We start from the raw sequence: 20,908 nt of genomic DNA on the forward strand, positions 1-20,908 counted from the left end.
GGGCAAGGTCAGGGCCATATGCACACAGGCCCGTGATTTGCGCAACGGCCCCATGGGGCTTGCCCTGCCGCCATTGCGGGGGTATCGGCAGGCGCCTTGCCCGCACGGGATGCCGCCAATGCCTGCCATCACCACCATTCCCCAGCTTGTCGCCGCTGGCCTTGCCGCGCCCGATCAGGCGGCCGTGCTGGAGGATGTCGCACAGGAATTCCGCGTGCTGATCTCGCCTGCCATGCAGGGCGCCATGACCGCCGAGGGCGTGGCCCGCCAGTTCCTGCCCGATCCGCGCGAGCTGGTCATCCACCCCGAGGAACTGCGCGATCCCATCGGGGACCGCGCGCATGAACCCGTGCCCGGCCTGACCCACCGCTACCCCGACCGGGCGATCCTGCATCTGACCCAGACCTGCGCGGTCTACTGCCGGTTCTGCTTTCGCCGCGAGACGGTGGGCGATGCCGGCACCTTGCCCGATGCGGCGCTGGAGCCGGTGTTCGCCTATCTTGCCGCCACCCCGGCAATCCGCGAGGTGATCCTGACCGGGGGCGATCCGATGGTCCTGTCGCCCCGCCGGCTGGGGGCGGTGATCGCCCGGCTGTCCGGGCTGGGGACACTGGATGCGATCCGCATCCATACCCGCGTCCCCGTGGTGGCGCCCGAGCGGATCACGCCCGCGATGCTGGCGGCGCTGCGGGTCGATATCCCGGTCTGGCTGGTCGTTCACACCAACCACGCCGACGAGCTGACGCCGGACGCCCGCGCCGCGCTGGGGCGGCTGGCCGATGCCGGGGTGCCCCTGTTGTCGCAGACCGTCCTGCTGCGCGGTGTCAACGATACGCCCGAGGCGCTGGAGGCACTGTTCCGTGCGCTCTATCGGCTGCGGGTCAAGCCCTATTACCTGCACCATTGCGATCTGGCCCGCGGCGCCGGACATTTCCGCACGACGATTGCCAGGGGGCAGGCGATCATGGCCGCTCTGCGCGGGCGCCTGTCGGGGGCGGCGCTGCCAACCTATGTGCTGGATATTCCCGGCGGGCACGGCAAGGTGCCGATCGGGCCGGGATATCTGGCCCAAGGGCCGCACGGCTGGACCGTCACCGATCCGCAAGGCCGCACCCACACCTATCGCGATCCGGGCTAGAGCCGCACAAAGCCGGTTGCCGCCGGCGCATCTTCCAAGCATATGCCGCGACCATTCAGCGGCGGACATTGCAAGGAGATCATGGATGCCCGGCATTCATCTGACAGACGGCCGGTATCTGGCCTGGCGCGAATGGGGCGCGCCCGACGGGCGCCCGGTGATCTATTGCCCCGGGGCGGGCATGACGGGCCTTTTGCCCTTCGGGCAGGCCGAGGCGGGCGATCTTGGCCTGCGCATCATCGCGGTGGACCGGCCGGGTCTTGGCCATTCCTCGGCCGATCCGGGCAAAAGCCTTGACAGCTGGACGCACGATGTCGCGCAGCTGGTCGATCAGCTGGGGCTGGGGGCGGTCCTGACGCTTGGCTTCTCGCAAGGCGCGCCCTTCGCGCTGGCGCTGGCAGCAGGCGGGCTGGCCGATGCGGTCGCCATTGTCTCGGGGCAGGACGAACTGGCCCTGCCGGAACTGACCTGCCAGTTGCCCGACCCCGTCGCCGCAATGGTGCGCCGCGCGGCGCAGGCGCCCCGGGCGCTCGAGGCCGAGATCGCTGCGACCGCAACGCCCGGCTGGCTGTGGCAGATGATCGAGACCTTCAGCGGCCCGGCCGACCGCGCCTTTTATGCGGCCGAGGGTTTCGCGCCGCTCTATCGCGCTGCGCTGGACGAAGGGTTTCGCCAGGGCGCCGCGGGCTATGCGCGCGATACCGTGCTGGCCATGGCGCCATGGTCCTTCCGGGCCGAGGCGCTGGGCTGCCCGGTCGGGCTGTGGTTCGGGCTGGCCGATACAAGCCCCGTGCATTCACCCGATTTCGGCGCGACGCTGGCCGCGCGGCTTCCCGCCGCACATCTGACGCAGCTTGCGGGCGAGGGCAGCGCCATCCTGTGGACCCGCGCTGGCGAAATCCTGGGGGCGCTGGCGCGCGCCGCCTGATGTCCGGGCCTTGATTGCCTGACATTTCCGGCGCGCGGCCCCCTTTCCTTTGGCCGCCCTTCCGCCTATAGGCTTCGCTTCGGACCGCCACAGGAGACGCCCCATGCAAGGCAGCGCGAACCTCAACCTGATGATCAAGGCCGCGCGCAAGGCCGGGCGCTCGCTGGTCAAGGACTTCCGCGAGGTGGAAAACCTTCAGGTCTCGTCCAAGGGGCCGGGCGATTTCGTGTCCAAGGCCGACCGCGAGGCCGAGCGCATCATCAAGGAAGAACTGATGGGCGCGCGGCCCACCTATGGCTGGCTGGGCGAGGAAACCGGCGAGGAAGAGGGCGCCGACCCGACCCGCCGCTGGATCGTCGATCCGCTGGACGGCACGACGAACTTCCTGCACGGCCTGCCGCATTGGGCGGTGTCGATCGCGCTCGAACACAAGGGCGAGATCGTCTCGGCCGTGGTGTTCGACCCGGCCAAGGACGAGATGTTCGTGGCCGAAAAGGGCGCGGGCGCCTGGCTGAACGATACCCGCCGCCTGCGCGTCTCGGGGCGCCGGGTGATGATCGAATCCATCTTCGCCACCGGCATCCCGTTCGGCGGGCGCGGCACGCTGCCCGCGACGATCAAGGATCTGGCCCGCCTGATGCCGGTCTGCGCCGGCGTGCGCCGCTTTGGCTCGGCCGCGCTCGATCTGGCCTATGTGGCGGCCGGCCGCTACGAGGGCTATTGGGAACGCGGCATCCATGCCTGGGACATTGCGGCCGGCATGCTGCTGGTCAAAGAGGCCGGCGGCTTTGTCGGCCCCGTGCGCGACGGTGACGATCCGCTGGAAAAGGGCGCGGTGATCGCCGGCAATGGCGAGCTGTTCGAGCCCTTCGCCAAGATCATCCGCACCCGCGACTGACGGGTTGCAGGCTCCGGGGGCGACTGGCCGCTGAAGTGCCACGTGCGCGCAGGCCATTGCCTCGTGTGCGGAAAACACCCTGGCAATTCGCCTTGATGCAAATATCCTCGGGGGTGAATTGGCCGTCAGGCCAAGAGGGGGCAGAAGGCCCCCTTGCTTGCTCACAGCTTGCGCTGCACCAGGGGCAGCAAAAGGGGGGCTGTCTGCCCCCCTCGTGGCCGTTCGGCCACTTCACCCCCCGAGGATATTTGGATCAAGGCGAAACGGGGCGGGCCGTGCCGGGCGCAGCGGCCAGAGCGCTGGCGATGACGGGCCATCCGGGCGAATTCGGGTAGACCTTTGCCGCGCGACCGGGCAACTCTGGGCGCAGCCAGCCGGAAGTTTGCCATGCGTATGCTTGTCTCGTTCGCCGCTCTGTTCGTCTCGGTTGTGCTGTTGCAACTGGGGCTCGGGGGGGTTGCGCCGCTGGATGCGATTTCCGGGGTGCAGCTGGGCTTTACCACGGCCGAGATCGGCATCATCGGCTCGGCGCATTTCCTGGGGTTCTTCATCGGCTGCTGGTGGGCGCCGCGCCTGATGGGCGAGGTCGGGCATTCGCGCGCCTTTGCCGCCTTTACCGCGGCGGGCACGATCGGGATCCTCGCCCACATGATGGTCGTCGATCCCTGGGCCTGGTCGGTGTTCCGCATGGCCTCGGGCCTGTCGGTGGCCGGGTGCTATACGATCATCGAGGCCTGGTTGCAAGGCAAGGTGACCAATGCCAACCGTGGCCGCGCGATGGGGGTCTACCGCATCGTCGACATTGCCGGCAGTCTTGGGGCGCAGCTGGTGGTCGCGGTGCTCGAACCTGCGTCCTACCTGTCCTACAACCTGCTGACACTGGTGTGCTGCGCTGCGCTGTTCCCGCTGGTCCTGTCCAAGGTCGAGGCGCCCGAAACCGGCGAGGCGCCGCGCTTGCGGCCCCGGCTGGCCTGGGAACGCTCGCCGCTGGCCGCGGTGGGGGTTGTCGTCTCGGGCGTGACAGGGGCGGCGTTTCGCATGGTCGGCCCGCTCTATGGTGTCGCCGTCGGGCTCGAGACCGAGACGATCGCCTTCTTTCTGGCCGCCTATGTGCTGGGCGGCGCGCTTGCGCAATTCCCGGTGGGCTGGCTGGCCGATACGTTCGATCGCCGGACGGTGCTGATCTGGCTCTCGGTCGCCTCGGTCCTTGCCTGCGCGGCAACGGTTGCCGCCTCGGGGGCGGGCATCGTCGCGGTCTTTCTGGCGGTGGCGTTCTTTGGCTTCACCACCATGCCGATCTATTCGATTTCGGCCGCCCATGCCCATGACTTTGCCGAGCCGCTGGAGCGGGTCGAACTTTCGGCCGCGCTGATGTTTCTCTATGCCGTTGGTGCCATTGCGAGCCCGCTGATCGCCTCGGTGCTCATCGACCTCTTTGGTCCGGCGGGCATGTTCGGCTTCATCGCCGTCTCGCATGTGGCGCTGGTGGTGTTCGGCATCGTGCGGATGCGCGCCCGCCCGGCGCCCGATACGCGCACGCGCTATACCTATGTGCCGCGCACCTCCTTTCTGGTCGGCCGCCTGCTGGGGCGCGGCAAGGATGAGGGCTGAGGCGCCCGTTTCATCTGTCCCCAAATATCCACGGGTTTCCAAAGGGGGCGTGCCCCCTTTGGCGGGGGGTGCGGGGGGCTGGCCCCCCGCTGCTACCTCAGCCGCGGTGCCGGCCCCAAAGGCAGCGGCCCGACCGAAACCCGCCCGCCTGCCAGCCGGATCGGCAGGGTCAGCGCCTGCCCCTGCGGGGCCAGCACGGTCAGGGCGTTCTGCCAGCTCGCCCGCGCCTCGGCGGGGATCAGCCCCGCGCCGATCGCCAGCTCCAGCGCCTTTTCGCCCCCTTCCAGGCGCAACTCCAGCGCCCCTGCGGCAAAGCCCGCGCCATCGGGCGCCAGATCGCCCGAAACAAAGGCCTTGATCTCGCCCCAGTCCAGCCGCGCCTCGCGCAAGGTGATGCGGGTGATCTCGGGGCGGCTGTCCGCGACATGCCGGTCCAGCGCGGCGCTGAAGGTCAGCGTGGCATCCAGCCGGGCCAGCGCGGCCTCGGACGGGGCGGTGCCGGGCGGCAGCCTGGCCAGAAAGCCGGGCGAGGGCATCAGACCCCGCGCCTCGATCCCCAGATCATGCGCCAGCGCCAGCCCGACGGCGGGGCGCGTTGCGAGCGACAGATGCGCGGCGCTTGCCTCGGTCAGCCCGCTTAGCCGCAGCCCGTCACCGGCCAGCTGAAAGCGGTCCAGCGCCAGATCGGGGCCGGGGACCAGCACAAGGCTGGCCTGCAGCTTGTCCGCGTTCAGCCAGACCGGGCCGGCGGGCGTGGCCAGCCGCTGTTCGGGGGCAAAGGCCGCGATCAGGTGCCAGGGCTTGTAGCTGAGCGAGAGCACCTGGACGAACGGCGCCTGCCAGCCCCAGCCGCCCATCGGCGGGGCAATGTCGGGGCTGTCGATGGTCAGATCGATCCGGCTGGGAAAGCCCTGCACCTCGATGGTGCCATGCGCGGCGGTCCATCCCCGGGCCTGCTGGGTCGTGAACCAGTCCTGCGCCACCTTCAGCGCGGCAGTCGAGGCAAACCACCACCAGCCCGACCATCCCGCCAGTGCCACAATCGCCATCCACAGAACTGCGCGCATTGCTGTCCCTTTTCATTTGCTGCCCGCTGCTGTCTACAATCCGCGCAAGCCCGCGACCAGAGCCGAGACGCCCCGTGACCCAGACCGCCCCCCGCCCCCTTTGGATCTTTGCCTATGGCTCGCTGATGTGGCAGCCCGATTTTCCGGTGGCCGAGGCGCGGGTCGCGCGGGCCAGCGGCTGGCATCGCAGTTTCTGCATGTGGTCGATCCACCATCGCGGCAGCCCCGAGGCGCCGGGGCTGGTCCTGGCGCTGGACCGCGCGGCAGGGGGCGCCTGCGACGGGTTGGCGTTGCGCGTCGCGCCAGGGGCCGAGGATGAGACGCTTGCCATGGTGCGCGAGCGCGAGCTGGTGTCCTCGGCCTATCTGGAAATCACCCTGCCGGTCGATTTCCACGAGGGTGGCAGGGCCGAGACGCTGGCCTATGTCATCGACCCCGCCCATGCCCAGTATACCGGCGCGCTGGACCCCGAAGAGCAGGCACGGATCATTGCCCGGTCCTGCGGCGGGCGGGGGCGGAATTGCGATTACCTGTGGTCGACGACCGCCCATCTGGCACAGTTGGGGATTGCCGATCCCGATCTTGACTGGCTGGCCGCGCGGGTGCGGGCGCTGGTTCCGGGCTGAGGGGGCTTTCGCCGCCGCCCCCGCCTGTGGCACATTGCGCCAAAAGGGCAGGCAGGCATGATCGCAACACTTGTTAGGTCCATCGCAGCGGCGGGCGTGGTGCTGTGGCTGGCGGCTGGCGGGGCGCTGGCCCAGGGGCAGTTTTCCGCCCTTGCGCGGGCCGATGGGGCGGCCAGCCGGCTTTGGGCCGAAGATGGCGGGCTGGCGCTCGATCTGGCGCTCAGCCATCCGGTGCCCTGGCGGGTGCGGTTCCTGAACGCGCCGCCCCGGCTGATCGTCGATTTCCGCGAGGTGGATTTTCGCGCGCTGGATGGCGCGCGCCTGATGGGCGCTGTCCGGGGCAAGGTGACCGATCTGCGGGCCGGGCCGGTGCGCGAGGGCTGGTCGCGGCTGGTGCTGGCGCTGGATCGTCCGCAGCTGGTGTCCGAGGCCGAGATGCGCACCGCCTTGCGGGGCGGCGATGGCGCCTTGTTGCGGCTGCGGTTGCGGCCGGCGGACCCGGCTGCCTTTGCCGCCGAGGTGGCCCGCCCCGATCCGCCCGGCTGGGCGCTGCCCAAACCCGCCATGACGCCTGCGCCGCGCAAGCCGCGCGGGCAGGGGCCCCTGGTGGTGGTGCTGGACCCCGGTCATGGTGGCCTTGATCCTGGCGCCGAGCATGACGGGCAAAGCGAGGCGCGGCTGATGCTGACCTTCGCGCGCGAGCTGAAAGAGGCGCTGGTGCGCGCCGGCATCGCCCGCGTCGTGATGACGCGCGAGGATGACAGTTTCGTGCCGCTGGAGACCCGCGTCGCGATCGCCCATCAGGCCGGGGCGGATGTGTTCCTTTCGCTGCATGCCGATGCGGTGCCCGAAGGGGTGGCGACGGGCGCCACGGTCTATACGCTGGCCGAGGCGGCCTCGGATGCGGCATCGGCCGCGCTGGCAGAACGCCATGACCGCGATGCGCTGATGGCGGGGGTCGATCTGACCGGGCAGGACGATCTGATCGCCGGGGTGCTGATGGACATGGCCCGGCGCGAGACGGCGCCGCGCACCGAAAAGCTGGCCGATGCGCTGGTCGCCGCAATGGCCGCGGCGCGGTTGCCGCTGCACAAGGTGCCCCGGCGCGGCGCGGCGTTTTCGGTGCTCAAGGCGCCCGACATCCCGTCAGTTCTGGTGGAACTGGGCTATATCTCGTCTCCCCGCGATCTGGCGCGGCTGAGCGATCCGGCCTGGCGGGCAACGATGGCCGGGGCGATCGTTGCCGGGCTGTCGTCCTGGTCGGTCGAGGATGCGGCGGCAGCGGGCCTGCTGCGCCAGTAGGCTGCGCGGCGGTTGGGGCGGGACGGGGGCATTCTGCCCCCATTTTCCCTGGTCTGGGGACCAGGGAAAATTCCCCCTGAGGATATTTGCGGACAGATGAAAGCGCGGCGGTCAGCCCTGATCGGTGCCGGGGCGGCTGATCAGGGATTGCGCGGTATAGACAAGGATCGCGGCGCCGACCGCGCCGCCCGCGGCGATGGCCAGCAGGACGATCACGTCGATGGCCCCGCCAATGTCGCGCAGCCCCGAGCGGGTGATTGTGAAAACGAACCAGACGGCGGCCACCGCGCCCACCGGCATCGACAGCTGTGCCAGCAGGAACTTGCGCCAGCTGACCGCGCGGTCGCGGATCAGGACATAAAGGTAGAGCAGCGTCACGATGGCGGCTGCCGCGACCAGCGCCCAGAACAGGGTGCGGCCGAACATTTCCTCGAACACGGCGATCAGGGTCGTGAGGGTCAGGTCTTTCATGGCATCTTCCTCAGGCGTCGCCGCGCAGCATGGCGTTGTAGGTGGCTTTCAGGGCGACTTCCTTCATCAGCCAGGAAATCCACAGCTCTTCCAGCGGCGGGATGATGCCGGGGAAGCTGGGCACGAGGTTGTTGTTGTAATCGAACTCGATCAGCATGGCCCGCCCGACGCGGGTGATCAACGGGCACGAGGTATAGCCGTTGAAGGTGGCAGTGCCCTCCTTGCCCGCGATCTGGGCGAGCAGATGGTCCTCGACCACCGGCTGGTGCCATTTGACCGAGGCCGCCGTCTTGCCCTTTGGCACCCCTGCCACATCGCCGATGGCAAAGATCTCGGGATAGCGCAGGTGGCGCAGCGTCTTCATGTCGACCTCGAGCCAGCCCTGGTCGGTCCATTTGTCGGCCCAGGACAGGCCAGCCTCGCGCACCACCTGCGGCGCGCGTTGGGGCGGGATGATGTTGATGAAGTCATAGGGCAGCTGCGTGTCGCCATCGGGGGTGGCATAGGTGGCCAGTCTTGCGCCGGGGTCGATGGCCTTGAGCACATGGTCATAGGCCGGGACGATCCCGCGATCGCCAAACAGCATCCGCACCTTTTCCGACACGATCGGCACGCCGAACAGTGTCTTGTTCTGGGCGGCATAGGTGATGTCGATCTTGCCGCGCGTGCCCTTGCGGCTGGCCATGTCCTCGGCAAGGAAGGTGATCTTGAGCGGCGCGCCGGCGCATTTCATCTCGGTTGCCGGGCGGCCGAACAGGGCCTTGCCGCCCTTGTCGGTGAACGCGTCCAGCGCGCGGAAGCTGGCGGCTGCCGCCTCGGGGCTGTGGTAATGGGCGCTGATGCCCTCCTTGCCGATCAGGTCGGTGGAAAAGCCCTCGATCGCGGCCCAGTCCAGCACAAGGCCTGTGGCGACGATCAGATAGTCGTAATCCAGCCTTGTGCCGCCGGTCGTGGTGACGGACTTGGCGACGGGGTCGATGGCGGCGGCATGTTCCGCGATCAGGTTGACCCCCTCGGGCAGCCAGTCGGCGGTCTGGCTGACAGAATACGAGGCCGGCTTCAGCCCGGCCGCGATCAGCGTGAAGCCCGGCTGATACCAGTGTTCCTTGCGCCCGTCGACGATGGTGATCGTGGCGCCCTCCAGCCGCCGCGCGATGCGGTTGGCAAAGGCGGTTCCCCCCGCCCCGGCGCCGAGAATCACGATTCGTGCCGTGGAGCGGATGGTCTGGGCGCGGGCGGGTGCCGTGGTGGCCAGCGCGGCAAGGCCGGCGGCCGACAGGCCAAGAAAGCCGCGGCGCGAGGCGGCAAGGGGGCGGGACATGATGTATTCCTCCGTATACATTCAAAAAATCGCATGTGATTTGCTCCATTTCCTTGATGCAGGTCAAACAGCGGCCCGCAAAATGATGGCATCCTTAGTCATGTTTGATGGGCCGGCCTTTCGCCGGCGGGTGGAGGGCAGGATGCGACTGACGACACGAACCAATCTGGCCATGCGGGCACTGATGTATTGCGGGGTGAATTCGGGACGCATCGTGCGCAAGCATGACATCGCCGAGGCCTGCGACGTTTCCGAAAACCATCTGGCGCAGGTGATCCATGCGCTGGGGCAAAAGGGGTTTCTGGCCACCCGGCGGGGCCGTTCGGGCGGGCTGATGCTGGGCCGTCCGATGACCCAGATCACCGTGGGGCAGGTCTTTCGCGCGCTGGAGGCCGAGGTGCCCTTTGCCGAATGCTTCATGCCCGATGGCGGGGCCTGCCCGTTGCGCGCCTGCTGCAAGCTGAAATGCGTGATGGCCGATGCGCTGACCGCGTTCTATGCCCAGCTGGACAAGGTGACGCTGGCCGATCTGGTCGCCGAGAACGACGGGCTGCACGAGCTGCTGTGCGCCGCCTGACCCTGTAACGCAGGCCCCGCCCGCGACTTGCGGGGCAGGGTCGAGGTGATCACATCGCGGCTGGATGCATGCGAGGTGGTGGCACCGGCGCAGGGGGCGCCGGCGCGTCGTTGACCGCAGCTTTGGCCGGCCTATTCGGCCACGCAATCCGCGTAATGGTGCACCGTGCCATCGGGGCCGGCCTCGAGCACAAGGCCGTGGATGTCGGTTTCGAACCCGGGACATTCACGGGCGAATTCGCGGTTGAAGCGCAGGAAGTCGACGATCTTGGCGTTGAACACCTCGCCGGGGATCAGCAGCGGAATGCCGGGCGGATAGGGGGTCACAAGGCTGGTGGTGATGCGCCCTTCCAGATCGTCGATGGCCACGCGTTCGGTCTTGCGCCGCGCGATGTGCGAGAACGCCTCGGTCGGGGTCATCGCGGGGTGGTGGTCCGACAGGTAAATCTCGGTCGACAGGCGGGCCACGTCGTATTTGGCATAAAGCGCATGGACATGCTGGCTAAGGTCACGCAGCCCCATGCGTTCATAGCGCGGATGCTTGGCGCAGAATTCCGGCATGACGCGCCATAGCGGCTGGTTGCGGTCATAGTCGTCCTTGAACTGCTGAAGCGCGGCCACCAGCGTGTTCCAGCGGCCCTTGGTGATGCCGATGGTGAACAGGATGAAGAAGCTGTAAAGCCCGGTCTTTTCCACCACGACGCCATGTTCGGTCAGGTATTTCGACACGATGGATGCCGGGATCCCCGTGGTGTCGAACTTGCCGTCGATGCCGAGGCCTGGGGTGATGATCGTGGCCTTGATCGGGTCCAGCATGTTGAAACCCGGCGCCATGTCGCCAAAGCCATGCCAGCTGTCCTCGCCATCGGCCAGCTGCACGCCATCTTCATCGGTGCGGCGCAGAACCCAGCTTTTGGCGCGGCCGATGCCTTCTTCTTCCAGCTCTTCGGGGCCCCAGACCTTGAACCACCAGTCGTTCTCGCCGAATTCCTCGTCGACCTTGCGCATGGCGCGGCGGAAATCCAGCGCCTCGAGGATGCTCTCCTCGACCAGCGCGGTGCCGCCCGGGGGTTCCATCATGGCCGCCGCCACATCGCAGGACGCGATGATGGAATATTGCGGGCTGGTCGAGGTGTGCATCAGATAGGCTTCGTTGAACAGGTGCCGGTCCAGCTTGGTTTCCTCGCTGTCCTGCACCAGAACGTGGCTGGCCTGGCTGATCCCGGCCAGCAGCTTGTGGATGGATTGCGTCGCATAGGTGACGGAGTGCTTCATCCGGCCGCGCTTGCGGCCCATGGCGTGATAGGTGCCATAGAACGGGTGGAAGGCAGCATGGGGCAGCCAGGCCTCGTCGAAATGCAGGTTGGCGATATAGCCGTCCAGCATCCGCTTGATTTCCTCGGTGTTGTAAAGCACGCCGTCATAGGTCGATTGGGTCAGCGCCAGGATGCGCGGCTTGACGGCATCGGCATCGACATCCTTGAGCAGCGGATTGGCGCGGATCTTGGCGCGGATCGACTCGGGCTCGAATTCCGAATGGCCGATGGGGCCGATGATGCCCCAATGGTTGCGCGTGGGGCGCAGGAAGACCGGGATCGCGCCGGTCATGATGATCGAATGCAGGATCGACTTGTGGCAGTTGCGGTCCACCACCACCACATCGCCGGGCGCCACGGTATGGTGCCAGACCATCTTGTTCGAGGTGCTGGTGCCGTTGGTCACGAAAAAGCAGTGATCGGCGTTGAAGATCCGCGCGGCATTGCGTTCGGATGCCCCGATGGCGCCGTTGTGATCCAGCAGCTGGCCCAGTTCCTCGACCGCGTTGCATACATCGGCGCGCAGCATGTTTTCACCATAGAACTGGTGATACATCTGCCCGATGGGCGATTTCAGAAAGGCCACGCCCCCCGAATGGCCGGGGCAGTGCCACGAATAGGACCCGTCCTCGGCGTAATCCAGCAGGGCCTTGAAGAACGGCGGCTGGATGCCTTCCAGATAGGTCTTGGCCTCGCGGATGATGTGCTTGGCGACGAATTCGGGCGTATCCTCGAACATGTGGATGAAGCCGTGCAGCTCGCGCAGGATGTCGTTCGGCAGATGGCGGCTGGTCTTGGTTTCGCCGTGCAGAAAGATCGGCACATCGGCATTCTTCCAGCGCACCTCCTCGATGAAGTCGCGCAGCTTTTGCACCACCGGGTCAAGTTCCGGGCCGGGGCTGAATTCCTCGTCGTCGATCGACAGCACAAAGGCGCTGGCGCGGCTTTGCTGCTGGGCGAATTGCGACAGATCGCCATAGCTGGTGACGCCCAGCACCTCGAAGCCTTCGCGCTCGATGGCATCGGCCAGGGCGCGAATGCCAAGGCCCGAGGTGTTCTCGGACCGGAAATCCTCGTCGATGATGACGATGGGGAAACGGAACTTCATCGGCCTTCCTTTCGAACATCGCCGCAGTTGCCCCGTTCATTCCAGCGCAGGCCCCCCCCGTCAAGGCCAAGGGTGATCACATGGCAGCGCATGGCCGGTCCGGGCGGCAAATCCTTGCGCCCGGGGGCGGGATCGCCTGGCAGGGCGGCCTGCAACGGGGGGATGCGGCACGTTGACCGCTGATCTCTATCACATATGTGTAGTTCTTGTCCTTGTACGGGAATTATCTAGGCCCCTCGCGCCCGTCCCGGCATGATGATTGTCAGAGGAGCAAGCGGAATCGGGTCCCGGTGGGGCCAGGTCGGCGCGGGGGGCAAGTCGTTGTGCCGGATGCTGCCGGGTTCCGCCTAACGGGAGGTCCGGGGATGAATGATGTCGGTGTGTCGGCCAGCGCCAAGCCGCTGGATGTGGTGATCGTCGGGGGCGGCTTTGGCGGCATGTATGCCACCTACAAGTTCCGCGAGATGGGGCTGTCGATCCAGTCTTTCGAGGCAGGCGGCGATCTGGGCGGCGTGTGGTACTGGAACCGCTATCCGGGCGCGCGGGTCGATCTGCCCAGCATCGACTACAGCTTCGCCTTTTCGCCCGAGATCGATCAGGAATGGACCTGGTCCGAGGAATTCGCCGCCCAGCCCGAGCTGCTGCGCTATATCAACTTCGTGGCGGACCGGCTGGATCTGCGCAAGCATTTCCGCTTCAACACCCGCATCGCGTCGGCGGTCTGGGACGAGGATCGCCAGATCTGGACCCTGACCACCACCGAAGGCGAGCGGGTCGAGGCGCGCTATTGCGTCATGGCGACCGGCCCGCTGTCGGTGCCCAAGACCCCGGACATCAAGGGCTATGACAGGTTCCGGGGCGAATCCTACATGGCCGGCAAATGGCCGCACGAGCCGGTCAGCTATGCCGGCAAGCGCGTGGGCGTGATCGGCACCGGATCGACCGGCATCCAGATCGTGCAAGAGGTGGGGCCGCAGGCGGGCGAGCTGTTCGTGTTCCAGCGCACTCCCAGCTTTACGATGCCGATGCGCAACAAGACGCTCTCGCCCGAGTATGTCGCGGAAATCAAGCGCAACTATCCGGGCCTGCGCGCGGCTGCGCGCATGTCGGCGGTGGGGGGGCTGCGCCCGCAATCGACGCGCGCCTTCTTCAGCGTGCCGCCCGAAACCCGCAATGCCCTGCTGGAAGATGCGTGGAAGCTGGGCGGTCTGTGCATGCTGGGCACGTTCAGCGATCTGCTGATCAATCCCGAGGCGAACGAGCATGTCGCGGAATTCATCCGTGGCAAGATCGGCGAGGTGGTCAAGGATCCGGTGGTGGCCGAAAAGCTCAAGCCGCGCGGCTATCCGGTGTTTGCCCGCCGTCCTTGCCTCGATACCAGCTACTACGAGACCTACAACCTGCCGACCGTCCATCTGATGGATTGTCTGGATGACCCGATCCAGGAAATCACCGAAAAGGGCGTCCGCCTGGCCTCGGGCGAGGTCGAGCTGGACATGCTGATCTTTGCCACCGGCTATGACGGGCTGACCGGCGCGCTGCTGAACTTTGACGTGATCGGCCGCGACGGGCAGAACCTCAAGGACAAATGGGCCGATGGCGCCAGGTCCCTGCTGGGGCTGGGCATGGCGGGCTTTCCGAACTTCTTCACCACGGTCGGGCCGAACGGGCCGTCGGCGCTGGCCAACATCATCCATATCAACGAAAACGACGTCGACTGGATCGCCCGCGCCATCACCTACATGGATGACAACGGCCTGTGCGCCATGGAGCCGACCGAAGAGGCCGAGACGAGGTGGATGGACCATGTGCGCGAACTGGCAAACCGCTCGCTCGTGTCCAAGGCCAAGACCTGGTATGTCGGCGCCAACATCGAAGGCAAGCCGCAGGGGCTGACGATCTATACCGGCGGTTTCGCCAAATATGTCGAGGCTTGCGAGGCCGCGGCCAAGGACAATTTCGCCGCCTACCGCTTTGCCCCGAGTCGCGGCGCCCAGCCGGTCAGGAAAACCGCCTGAGCCAAGGCGCGCGCCTGAAGATTGCGCCGCAGCCCGTGAACCCGGGCTGCGGCGTCTGACGGGTTCGGGGCAGGGACGGCATTTGCGATCGCAGGCCCCGGCGGGTCGATTGGCCCGCGCAGCTTGGGCACCTTGTCCGCCAGCGCGGTCTTGGGCGCGCTCACGCCCACGGGGCGCCCGTTCGGTCCGGCCGGGCAGGGCGCGCGCCTGGGTCCGGGGGGATCGGCGCGATCGGCCGAGTCACCAGATCGCCGCGCGGCCCCTTGTCATCACGGGTGCCCCCGGTTTCGGCGCGGTGGCCGGGCCGGCAGGGCGAATGCGCCGAAACTGTCTGCCGCGCCGCATGAGCGGTGCATCCGACGCGCGGTTTGCCGGCCCGCGATCGGGGCGGCGGGCGCCGGATCGGCCCCCGCTGCAAGGCGCTTTTTCCAAATCTGGCCCAAAGCGCCTTGGTGTGCAAAATACTGTCATATTGCGCATGATGCTTTCCGGCCCCTTGTGCCGGACCCGGGCCGACAGCGCCAATTGCGGCGCCAAGATATTTTTCCGGTTTGAAACGGTTTTTCTTGACCGACACGTTAGCGCCCTTACACCTGTTACAATTGAGGTGTTTCTCGCCCCCAGTGTCCAACCGTGTCCTGAGAGGATTTCCATGCGCCACTTCGTTCCCAGCCTGCCGCTTGCCGCCCTTGTGATGGCGCTTGGCACCGGCATTCTTGCAGATGACGCCGCGGCCGCGTCGCTTGTCATGGGTATCCAGCAGGAACCCACCTCGCTGGACCCGACCTCGGACGCCACCGCCTCGATCGACGGGATGCTGACGCAGAACGTCTTTGAATCGCTGACCACGGTGAACGAGAAGGGCGAGGTTCTGCCCCAGCTTGCCGAAAGCTGGACCGTCTCGGACGATGGCCTGACCTATGTGTTCAAGCTGGTGCAGGGCACCAAGTATCACGATGGCACCGATTTCAACGCCGATGACGTGAAGTTCAGCTTTGACCGCGCGATGGCCGAAGGGTCGACCAACCCGACGAAAAGCATCTTCGCCCCCATCGCCAGCGTGACGGTGATCGACCCGAACACCGTCGAGATCAAGCTGAAGAAGAAGGATGCCTTCTTCCTGTTCAACATGGCGCAGGGCGATGCCTCGATCGTCGCCTCGGAAAGCGCCGATGCGAATGCGACCACGCCGGTCGGCACCGGGCCGTTCAAATACGCCGCCTGGACCCGCGGCGATCGGCTGACGCTGGAAAAGAACGCCGACTATCGCGGCGCCGGCACTGTCGCGCTGGACAAGATCGAATTCCGCTTCATCCCTGACGCCGCCGCCGCCTCGGCCGCGCTGCTGGCCGAGGAGCTGGACGTCTACGCCGGCTTCCCCGCGCCCGAGATGCTGCCGCAGTTCCAGGCCGATCCGCGCTTTGACGTCACCATCGGCTCGACCGAGGCCGAAGTGATCCTGGCGATGAACAACTCCAAGCCGCCGTTCAACGATCTGCGTGTGCGTCAGGGCATCAGCTATGCCATCGACCGCGAGGAACTGATCGACGGCGCCATGTATGGCCAGGCGGTGCCGATCGGCAGCTTCTACCCGCCCCACGGCCCGGCCTATGTCGATCTGACGGGCATGTATCCGCATGACGTGGCCAAGGCGAAAGCGCTGTTCAAGGACGCGGGCGTCGAGGGCAGCACCATGACGCTGCGCGTGCCGCCGTTCTCGTATGCCACCCGCTCGGCCGAGATCATCCAGGCGCAGCTGGCCGAAGCCGGGATCACCGTCAAGGTCGAGAACGTCGAATGGGGCTTCTGGCTGGACGAGATCTACAAGAAGCTGAACTACGACATGACCATCATCTCGCACCCGGGCCCGAACGACATGGGCAACTTTGCGCGCGGGCCGAAGTATTTCTATGGCTATGACGACGCGGCCTACAACGATCTGTGGAAGCAGATCAGCGAGGAAACCGACGCCGACACGCGCATCGCGCTGCTGAAGAAGGGCCAGACCTATCTGGCCGAGAATGCCGTTCACGGCTTCCTGTTCCAGCTGCCCCAGGTGAACATCCAGAAAAAGGGCATCACCGGGCTGTGGGTGTCGCAGCCGGTGCTGTTCCGGCCGCTGGCTGGCGTCAAGGTCGAGTGATCCTTGCGGGCGGCCGGGCAACAGCCTGTACCGCCCGTTCCATGAATCGCCGGCCCGTGCAGGAGGCATGGGCCGAAAGAAAAGTGAATTCGACCGGATATGGGTCTTTTCCTGTTGCGCCGCACCATCGGCTTCGTCCTGACGTTGCTGGTGGTTTCGGTTGTGGTCTTTGCGGTGATGAACATCCTGCCGGGCGATCCGGCGCTGACGATCCTGGGCCTTGACGCCTCCGAGGATGCGCTTGCGGCCCTGCGCGAGCAGCTGGGCCTGAACCAGCCGGTCGTCACCCGCTATGTCCTGTGGGTCTGGCATGCGATCCAGGGGGATTTCGGGGTCAGCCATTCCTTCAAGGTGCCGGTGGCCGGGCTGATCGCGGAACGGCTGCCGATGACGATCTCGCTGGCGATTTCCGGGATGGCGATGACGTTGCTGATCGCGCTGCCGGCGGGAATTCTGGCCGCATCCCGCCATCGCAAGGCGGCGGATTGGGGCGTGATGTTCCTGTCGCAGCTGGGCATCGCGGTGCCGGCCTTCTGGCTGTCGATCCTGCTGGTGCTGCTGTTCGCGGTGAAACTGCGCTGGCTGCCGCCAGGGCATTTCCCCGGCTGGTCCGATCCGGTGGCGGCGATCCGGGCGCTGATCCTGCCGACGGTGGCGCTGGGTCTGGTGCAATCGGCCGTGCTGGCGCGGGTGACGCGCAGCTCGGCGCTCGAGTTGATGCGGCTGGATTTCGTGCGCACCGCGCGGGCGACGGGCCTGTCGCGGGCACGGGTGCTGTGGCACCATGTGCTGCCCAATGCGCTGGTGCCCATCGTCACCATCGTCGGGATGCAGTTCGCCGCCGTGGTCACCGGCACCATCGTGATCGAGAACGTGTTCTCGCTGCCTGGCCTTGGCCGGCTGGTGTTCCAGTCGATTGCCAACCGTGACCTGCCGACGGTTCAGGCGCTGGTGATGATGTTCGCCGGCATCGTGGTCACGGCCAATTTCATCGTCGATCTGCTCTATGTCGCCATCGACCCCCGACTGAAGGCCCGGACATGAGACGCCTGCCTGCCAACCTGATCATCGGCGGCGTTCTGGTCGCAATTGTGGTGGGCGTGGCCGCCCTGTCGCTGGTCTGGACCCCGCATCCCGAGAACGCGATGAACATTCGCGGCAAGTTCGCCGGCCCTTCGGCCACCTATTGGCTGGGCACCGACCAGCTGGGCCGCGATCTGGTCACGCAGCTGATGGCCAGCGCGCGCAATTCCATGGCGGTCGCGCTGATCGCGGTGTTGCTGGGCGGGTCCATCGGCACCGTGCTGGGGCTGCTGGCCAGCGCCATCGGCGGCTGGGTCGAGGATCTGGTGATGCGCTTTGCCGATATCAGCTTTGCCTTTCCCACGCTGCTGTTTGCCATCATGCTGGCGGCGGTCTTTGGCCCCAGCTTGCAGAACGCCATTCTGGCGATCGCCTTCATCAACGTGCCGGTCTTTGCCCGTGTGGCCCGGGCCAGTGCCAATCAGATCTGGACGCGGGAATATGTCTTTGCCGCCCGCGCCGCGGGGATGGGCCGCTTTGCGATTTCGCGCGATCATATCCTGCCCAATATCGCCGCGCCCGTGATCGTGCAGGCGACCATCGAATTTGCCGTGGCGATCCTGGCCGAGGCGGCGCTCAGCTATCTCGGCCTTGGGGTGCAGCCGCCCGAATCCAGCTGGGGCCGCATGCTGTCCGAGGCGCAGACGCTGATGTATCTGGCCCCGCAGCTGGCGATCTGGCCGGGGCTGTGCATCGTGACCGCCGTGCTGGGCTTTGGCCTGTTGGGCGACGGGCTGCGCGATATCACCGATCCAAGACTGGCGCGCGAAAGATGATCGAGGTTTCCAATCTGTCCGTGACCTTCGGTCAGGCGCAGGCGGTGCGCGACGCCAGCCTGACCATCCCCCCTGGTGCGCGCATCGGGATCGTCGGCGAAAGCGGGTCGGGCAAGTCCATGCTGGGGCTGGCGCTGATGGGCATGGCGCCCGATGCGGCGCAGGTCACCGGCAGTCTGATCGTGGACGGCGCCGAAATGTCGGGCGCATCCGAGCGCGACTGGCGCCGTCTGCGCGCCCGCCACATCGCGATGATCTTTCAGGAACCGATGGCCGCGCTGAACCCCTTGGTGCGGGTGGGCGATACCGTGGCCGAACCCCTGCGCATCCATGAGGGGCTAAGCCGCGACGCCGCGCTGGACCGCGCGCTGGCGCTGTTCAAGGAGGTGGGCCTGCCCAACCCCGAGGCGCGCCTGCGCCAGTTCCCGCATGAAATCTCGGGCGGGCAGCGCCAGCGGGTGCTGATCGCGCTGGCGCTGGCGTGCAATCCCGGCCTGCTGATCGCCGATGAACCGACAACCGCGCTGGATGCCAATGTCGCGCTGCGGGTGACGGAATTGCTGACCGATCTGTCCGTCCGCCGCCAGATGTCGCTGCTGTTCATCAGCCATGATCTGGCCGCCGTTGCGCGGGCGACGACCGAGATCGTGGTGATGTATGGCGGCACGGTAGTCGAACGTGGCCCGACCGATCAGGTGCTGAACGCCCCGCGTCATCCTTATACCAAGGGCCTGCTGGCCGCCCGGCCCCGCCCCGAAGGGCTGCGGCAGGGCGGGGTTCGTCGGCGCCTGCCGACCATTCCGGGCACCGTGCCACCTTTGGAGAAGCTGCCGCCCGGCTGCCGGTTCGCCGGCCGTTGCCCGGTCGAGCTGCCGCAATGCGCCGCCACGCGCCCGCCGGTGGTGGACAATGCCGTCTGTCACCTTCTGGCCGAAGGGGGCGCCGCATGACCTTGCTTTCGGTGGAAAATGTCACCCGCCGCTATCGCTTGCCGCGCAAGTCGCTGTTGCAGGCAGGGCCGATGCTGACGGCGGTCGACAATGCCTCGTTCCGGCTGGAGGCGGGCAAGACGCTGGGGATCGTGGGGGAGTCGGGTTCCGGCAAATCGACGCTGGCCCGCATGGTCATGGCGTTTGAGCGCCCCGATGCGGGGCGGATCCTGCTCGATGGCAAGGATCTGAACGCGCTTGCGCCGGCCGATCTGCGCGCGCTGCGGCCGCGGTTCCAGATCGTGTTCCAGGACCCCTATGGCAGCCTTGATCCTCGCCGCACTGCCGGCTGGTCGATTGCCGAGCCGCTGCGCGCCACCGGCGACACCGCACGGGCCGAGGCGCGCGTCGCCGAGGCGCTGGAGCAGGTCGGCCTGCGCCCCGCCGATGCCGCGAAATACCCGCATGAATTTTCGGGCGGCCAGCGCCAGCGCATCGCCATTGCCAGGGCCATCGTCACGCGCCCCGCGCTGATCGTGGCCGACGAGGCGGTTTCGGCGCTGGATGTGTCGGTTCAGGCGCAGATCCTGAACCTTCTGATGGATTTGCAGGACGATCTGGGGCTGGCGCTGCTGTTCATCAGCCACGATCTGTCGGTCGTCTCGGCGATCTGCGATGACGTGCTGGTGCTGGAACATGGCAAGACCGTTGAACAGGGCGCCGCCGACCAGGTGATGGCCGCCCCGCGCCATCCCTATACGAAATCCCTTCTGACCGCCGCAGGCCTGACATGACCCGTTTCGTCCACCTCACCGATCTTCACATCTCGCATCCCGATTCGGGCGATACCATGCTGCGCACCGACACGCCCGCGCAGGTGGCCAGTGCGGTCGCGGCCATCAACAGGCTTGATCCGGCGCCCGATTTCGTCATCGCCAGCGGCGATCTGACCAATATCGGCGACCCGCGGTCCTATGGGCTGCTGCAAGATATCCTGGCGCCGCTGAAGATGCCGGTGGTTCTGGCGCTGGGAAACCATGATCGGCGCGACGCCTTCCATTCGGTGTTCCAGACCGGCCGGGGCGACGCACCGCATTTCCACGACCGGGCCGAAGCCGGCCTGCACATCATCACGCTGGATACGCTGATCCCCGGCAAGGTCTCGGGCACGATCTGTGACGTGCAGTTCGCCTTTCTGGCCGAGGCGCTGGAGCGCGCGCCTGACCTGCCCAAGGTCATCGTGGCCCATCACCCCCCGCGCATGGACCCGAACGAGCTGCCCTGGGCCACGCTGGACCAGCCGACCAGCGACCGGCTGGCCGATGTGCTGCGCGGGCGGAATGTCCTTGGAATCCTGTCGGGACATGTCCATATCAACAGCGTGCGCATGTGGCACGGTGTGCCGCTCTATGTCTCGCAAGGGCTGAATTCGACGGTCGATCTGATCGAGCGCGAGGATATGCGGATCGTCGAGGGCACGGGCTTTGCCCTGTTCGATCTGCGGGCCTCGGGTCTTTCGGTGACCTTCGTTCCGCTGACGCCCGATGCGCGGGAACTGGGGCGGCTGGATGTGGCCCGCCTGCGATCCTTTAGTTGA

18 protein-coding genes are annotated in these 20,908 nt (G+C 66.8%); 14 read left to right on the forward strand and 4 right to left on the reverse strand.

Annotated features, from left to right (window positions below; all coding sequences use genetic code 11):
* The first annotated feature begins 118 nt into the window (after window positions 1–118).
* The 4 genes from G481_RS0100140 (at window position 119) to G481_RS0100155 (ending at window position 4,575) form a co-directional block, all read left to right on the forward strand.
* Window positions 119–1,138: a lysine-2,3-aminomutase-like protein gene (locus G481_RS0100140; RefSeq protein ID WP_425402445.1), complete on the forward strand. Its 1,020-nt coding sequence runs from the start codon at window positions 119–121 to the stop codon at window positions 1,136–1,138.
* A gap of 85 nt (window positions 1,139–1,223) precedes the next feature.
* A complete protein-coding gene (locus tag G481_RS0100145; RefSeq protein WP_211235170.1) occupies window positions 1,224–2,066 on the forward strand; it encodes an alpha/beta fold hydrolase in 843 nt (280 codons plus the stop codon).
* Window positions 2,067–2,169: 103 nt separating this feature from the next.
* The gene (locus G481_RS0100150) at window positions 2,170–2,964 is read left to right on the forward strand and encodes an inositol monophosphatase family protein (protein WP_028028194.1); all 795 of its coding nucleotides are present in this window, start codon (window positions 2,170–2,172) and stop codon (window positions 2,962–2,964) included.
* Between the two features lie 387 nt (window positions 2,965–3,351).
* Window positions 3,352–4,575, forward strand: coding sequence for an MFS transporter (locus tag G481_RS0100155; protein WP_028028195.1), 1,224 nt, complete (start codon window positions 3,352–3,354; stop codon window positions 4,573–4,575).
* Window positions 4,576–4,667: 92 nt separating this feature from the next.
* Here G481_RS0100155 and G481_RS0100160 read toward each other — a convergent pair whose 3' ends face one another.
* On the reverse strand, window positions 4,668–5,642 hold the full coding sequence (locus tag G481_RS0100160) for a DUF2125 domain-containing protein (protein WP_028028196.1): 975 nt from the start codon (window positions 5,640–5,642) through the stop codon (window positions 4,668–4,670).
* 74 nt (window positions 5,643–5,716) lie between these two features.
* Between G481_RS0100160 and G481_RS0100165 the strand changes: the two genes are divergently transcribed.
* Together G481_RS0100165 and G481_RS0100170 are read left to right on the forward strand one after the other, a co-directional pair.
* Window positions 5,717–6,268: a gamma-glutamylcyclotransferase gene (locus tag G481_RS0100165; protein WP_028028197.1), complete on the forward strand. Its 552-nt coding sequence runs from the start codon at window positions 5,717–5,719 to the stop codon at window positions 6,266–6,268.
* 57 nt (window positions 6,269–6,325) lie between these two features.
* Window positions 6,326–7,570, forward strand: coding sequence for an N-acetylmuramoyl-L-alanine amidase (locus G481_RS0100170; protein WP_035024696.1), 1,245 nt, complete (start codon window positions 6,326–6,328; stop codon window positions 7,568–7,570).
* 111 nt (window positions 7,571–7,681) lie between these two features.
* Here the strand turns inward: G481_RS0100170 and G481_RS0100175 are convergent, their stop codons facing one another.
* Window positions 7,682–8,041: a DUF5368 domain-containing protein gene (locus G481_RS0100175; protein ID WP_028028199.1), complete on the reverse strand. Its 360-nt coding sequence runs from the start codon at window positions 8,039–8,041 to the stop codon at window positions 7,682–7,684.
* 10 nt (window positions 8,042–8,051) lie between these two features.
* Window positions 8,052–9,362, reverse strand: a complete 1,311-nt coding sequence (locus tag G481_RS0100180) for an NAD(P)/FAD-dependent oxidoreductase (RefSeq protein WP_028028200.1) — start codon at window positions 9,360–9,362, stop codon at window positions 8,052–8,054.
* 142 nt (window positions 9,363–9,504) lie between these two features.
* Here G481_RS0100180 and G481_RS0100185 point away from each other — a divergent pair, with 142 nt between their 5' ends.
* Entirely contained in the window at window positions 9,505–9,939 is a 435-nt protein-coding gene (locus G481_RS0100185; RefSeq protein WP_028028201.1) for an RrF2 family transcriptional regulator, read from the forward strand.
* 131 nt (window positions 9,940–10,070) lie between these two features.
* On the opposite strand, the gene G481_RS0100190 is transcribed toward G481_RS0100185, so the two are convergent.
* The gene (locus G481_RS0100190; RefSeq protein WP_028028202.1) at window positions 10,071–12,362 is read right to left on the reverse strand and encodes an arginine/lysine/ornithine decarboxylase; all 2,292 of its coding nucleotides are present in this window, start codon (window positions 12,360–12,362) and stop codon (window positions 10,071–10,073) included.
* Between the two features lie 365 nt (window positions 12,363–12,727).
* On the opposite strand from G481_RS0100190, the gene G481_RS0100195 reads away from it, so the two are divergent.
* The 7 genes from G481_RS0100195 (at window position 12,728) to G481_RS22415 (ending at window position 20,908) form a co-directional block, all read left to right on the forward strand.
* Window positions 12,728–14,380, forward strand: coding sequence for a flavin-containing monooxygenase (locus G481_RS0100195; RefSeq protein WP_154664483.1), 1,653 nt, complete (start codon window positions 12,728–12,730; stop codon window positions 14,378–14,380).
* A 652-nt stretch (window positions 14,381–15,032) separates the two neighbouring features.
* Window positions 15,033–16,523 (forward strand): ABC transporter substrate-binding protein, encoded by a 1,491-nt coding sequence (locus tag G481_RS0100205; protein WP_028028205.1) that lies wholly within the window; start codon window positions 15,033–15,035, stop codon window positions 16,521–16,523.
* Window positions 16,524–16,622: 99 nt separating this feature from the next.
* Window positions 16,623–17,567 carry an ABC transporter permease gene (locus tag G481_RS0100210; protein ID WP_028028206.1) on the forward strand — a complete coding sequence of 315 codons (945 nt, stop codon included), beginning with the start codon at window positions 16,623–16,625 and terminating at the stop codon, window positions 17,565–17,567.
* Complete coding sequence (locus G481_RS0100215; RefSeq protein WP_028028207.1) at window positions 17,564–18,382, forward strand: ABC transporter permease; 819 nt, start codon at window positions 17,564–17,566, stop codon at window positions 18,380–18,382. Before G481_RS0100210 ends, G481_RS0100215 begins: the two co-directional genes overlap by 4 nt.
* Window positions 18,379–19,332, forward strand: coding sequence for an ABC transporter ATP-binding protein (locus tag G481_RS22410; protein ID WP_051294208.1), 954 nt, complete (start codon window positions 18,379–18,381; stop codon window positions 19,330–19,332). Before G481_RS0100215 ends, G481_RS22410 begins: the two co-directional genes overlap by 4 nt.
* On the forward strand, window positions 19,329–20,105 hold the full coding sequence (locus G481_RS0100225) for an ATP-binding cassette domain-containing protein (protein ID WP_028028208.1): 777 nt from the start codon (window positions 19,329–19,331) through the stop codon (window positions 20,103–20,105). The genes G481_RS22410 and G481_RS0100225 overlap by 4 nt, the downstream gene beginning before the upstream one ends.
* A complete protein-coding gene (locus tag G481_RS22415; RefSeq protein WP_035024699.1) occupies window positions 20,102–20,908 on the forward strand; it encodes a metallophosphoesterase family protein in 807 nt (268 codons plus the stop codon). The genes G481_RS0100225 and G481_RS22415 overlap by 4 nt, the downstream gene beginning before the upstream one ends.

Source organism: Gemmobacter nectariphilus DSM 15620, assembly GCF_000429765.1.
GTDB lineage: Bacteria > Pseudomonadota > Alphaproteobacteria > Rhodobacterales > Rhodobacteraceae > Wagnerdoeblera > Wagnerdoeblera nectariphila.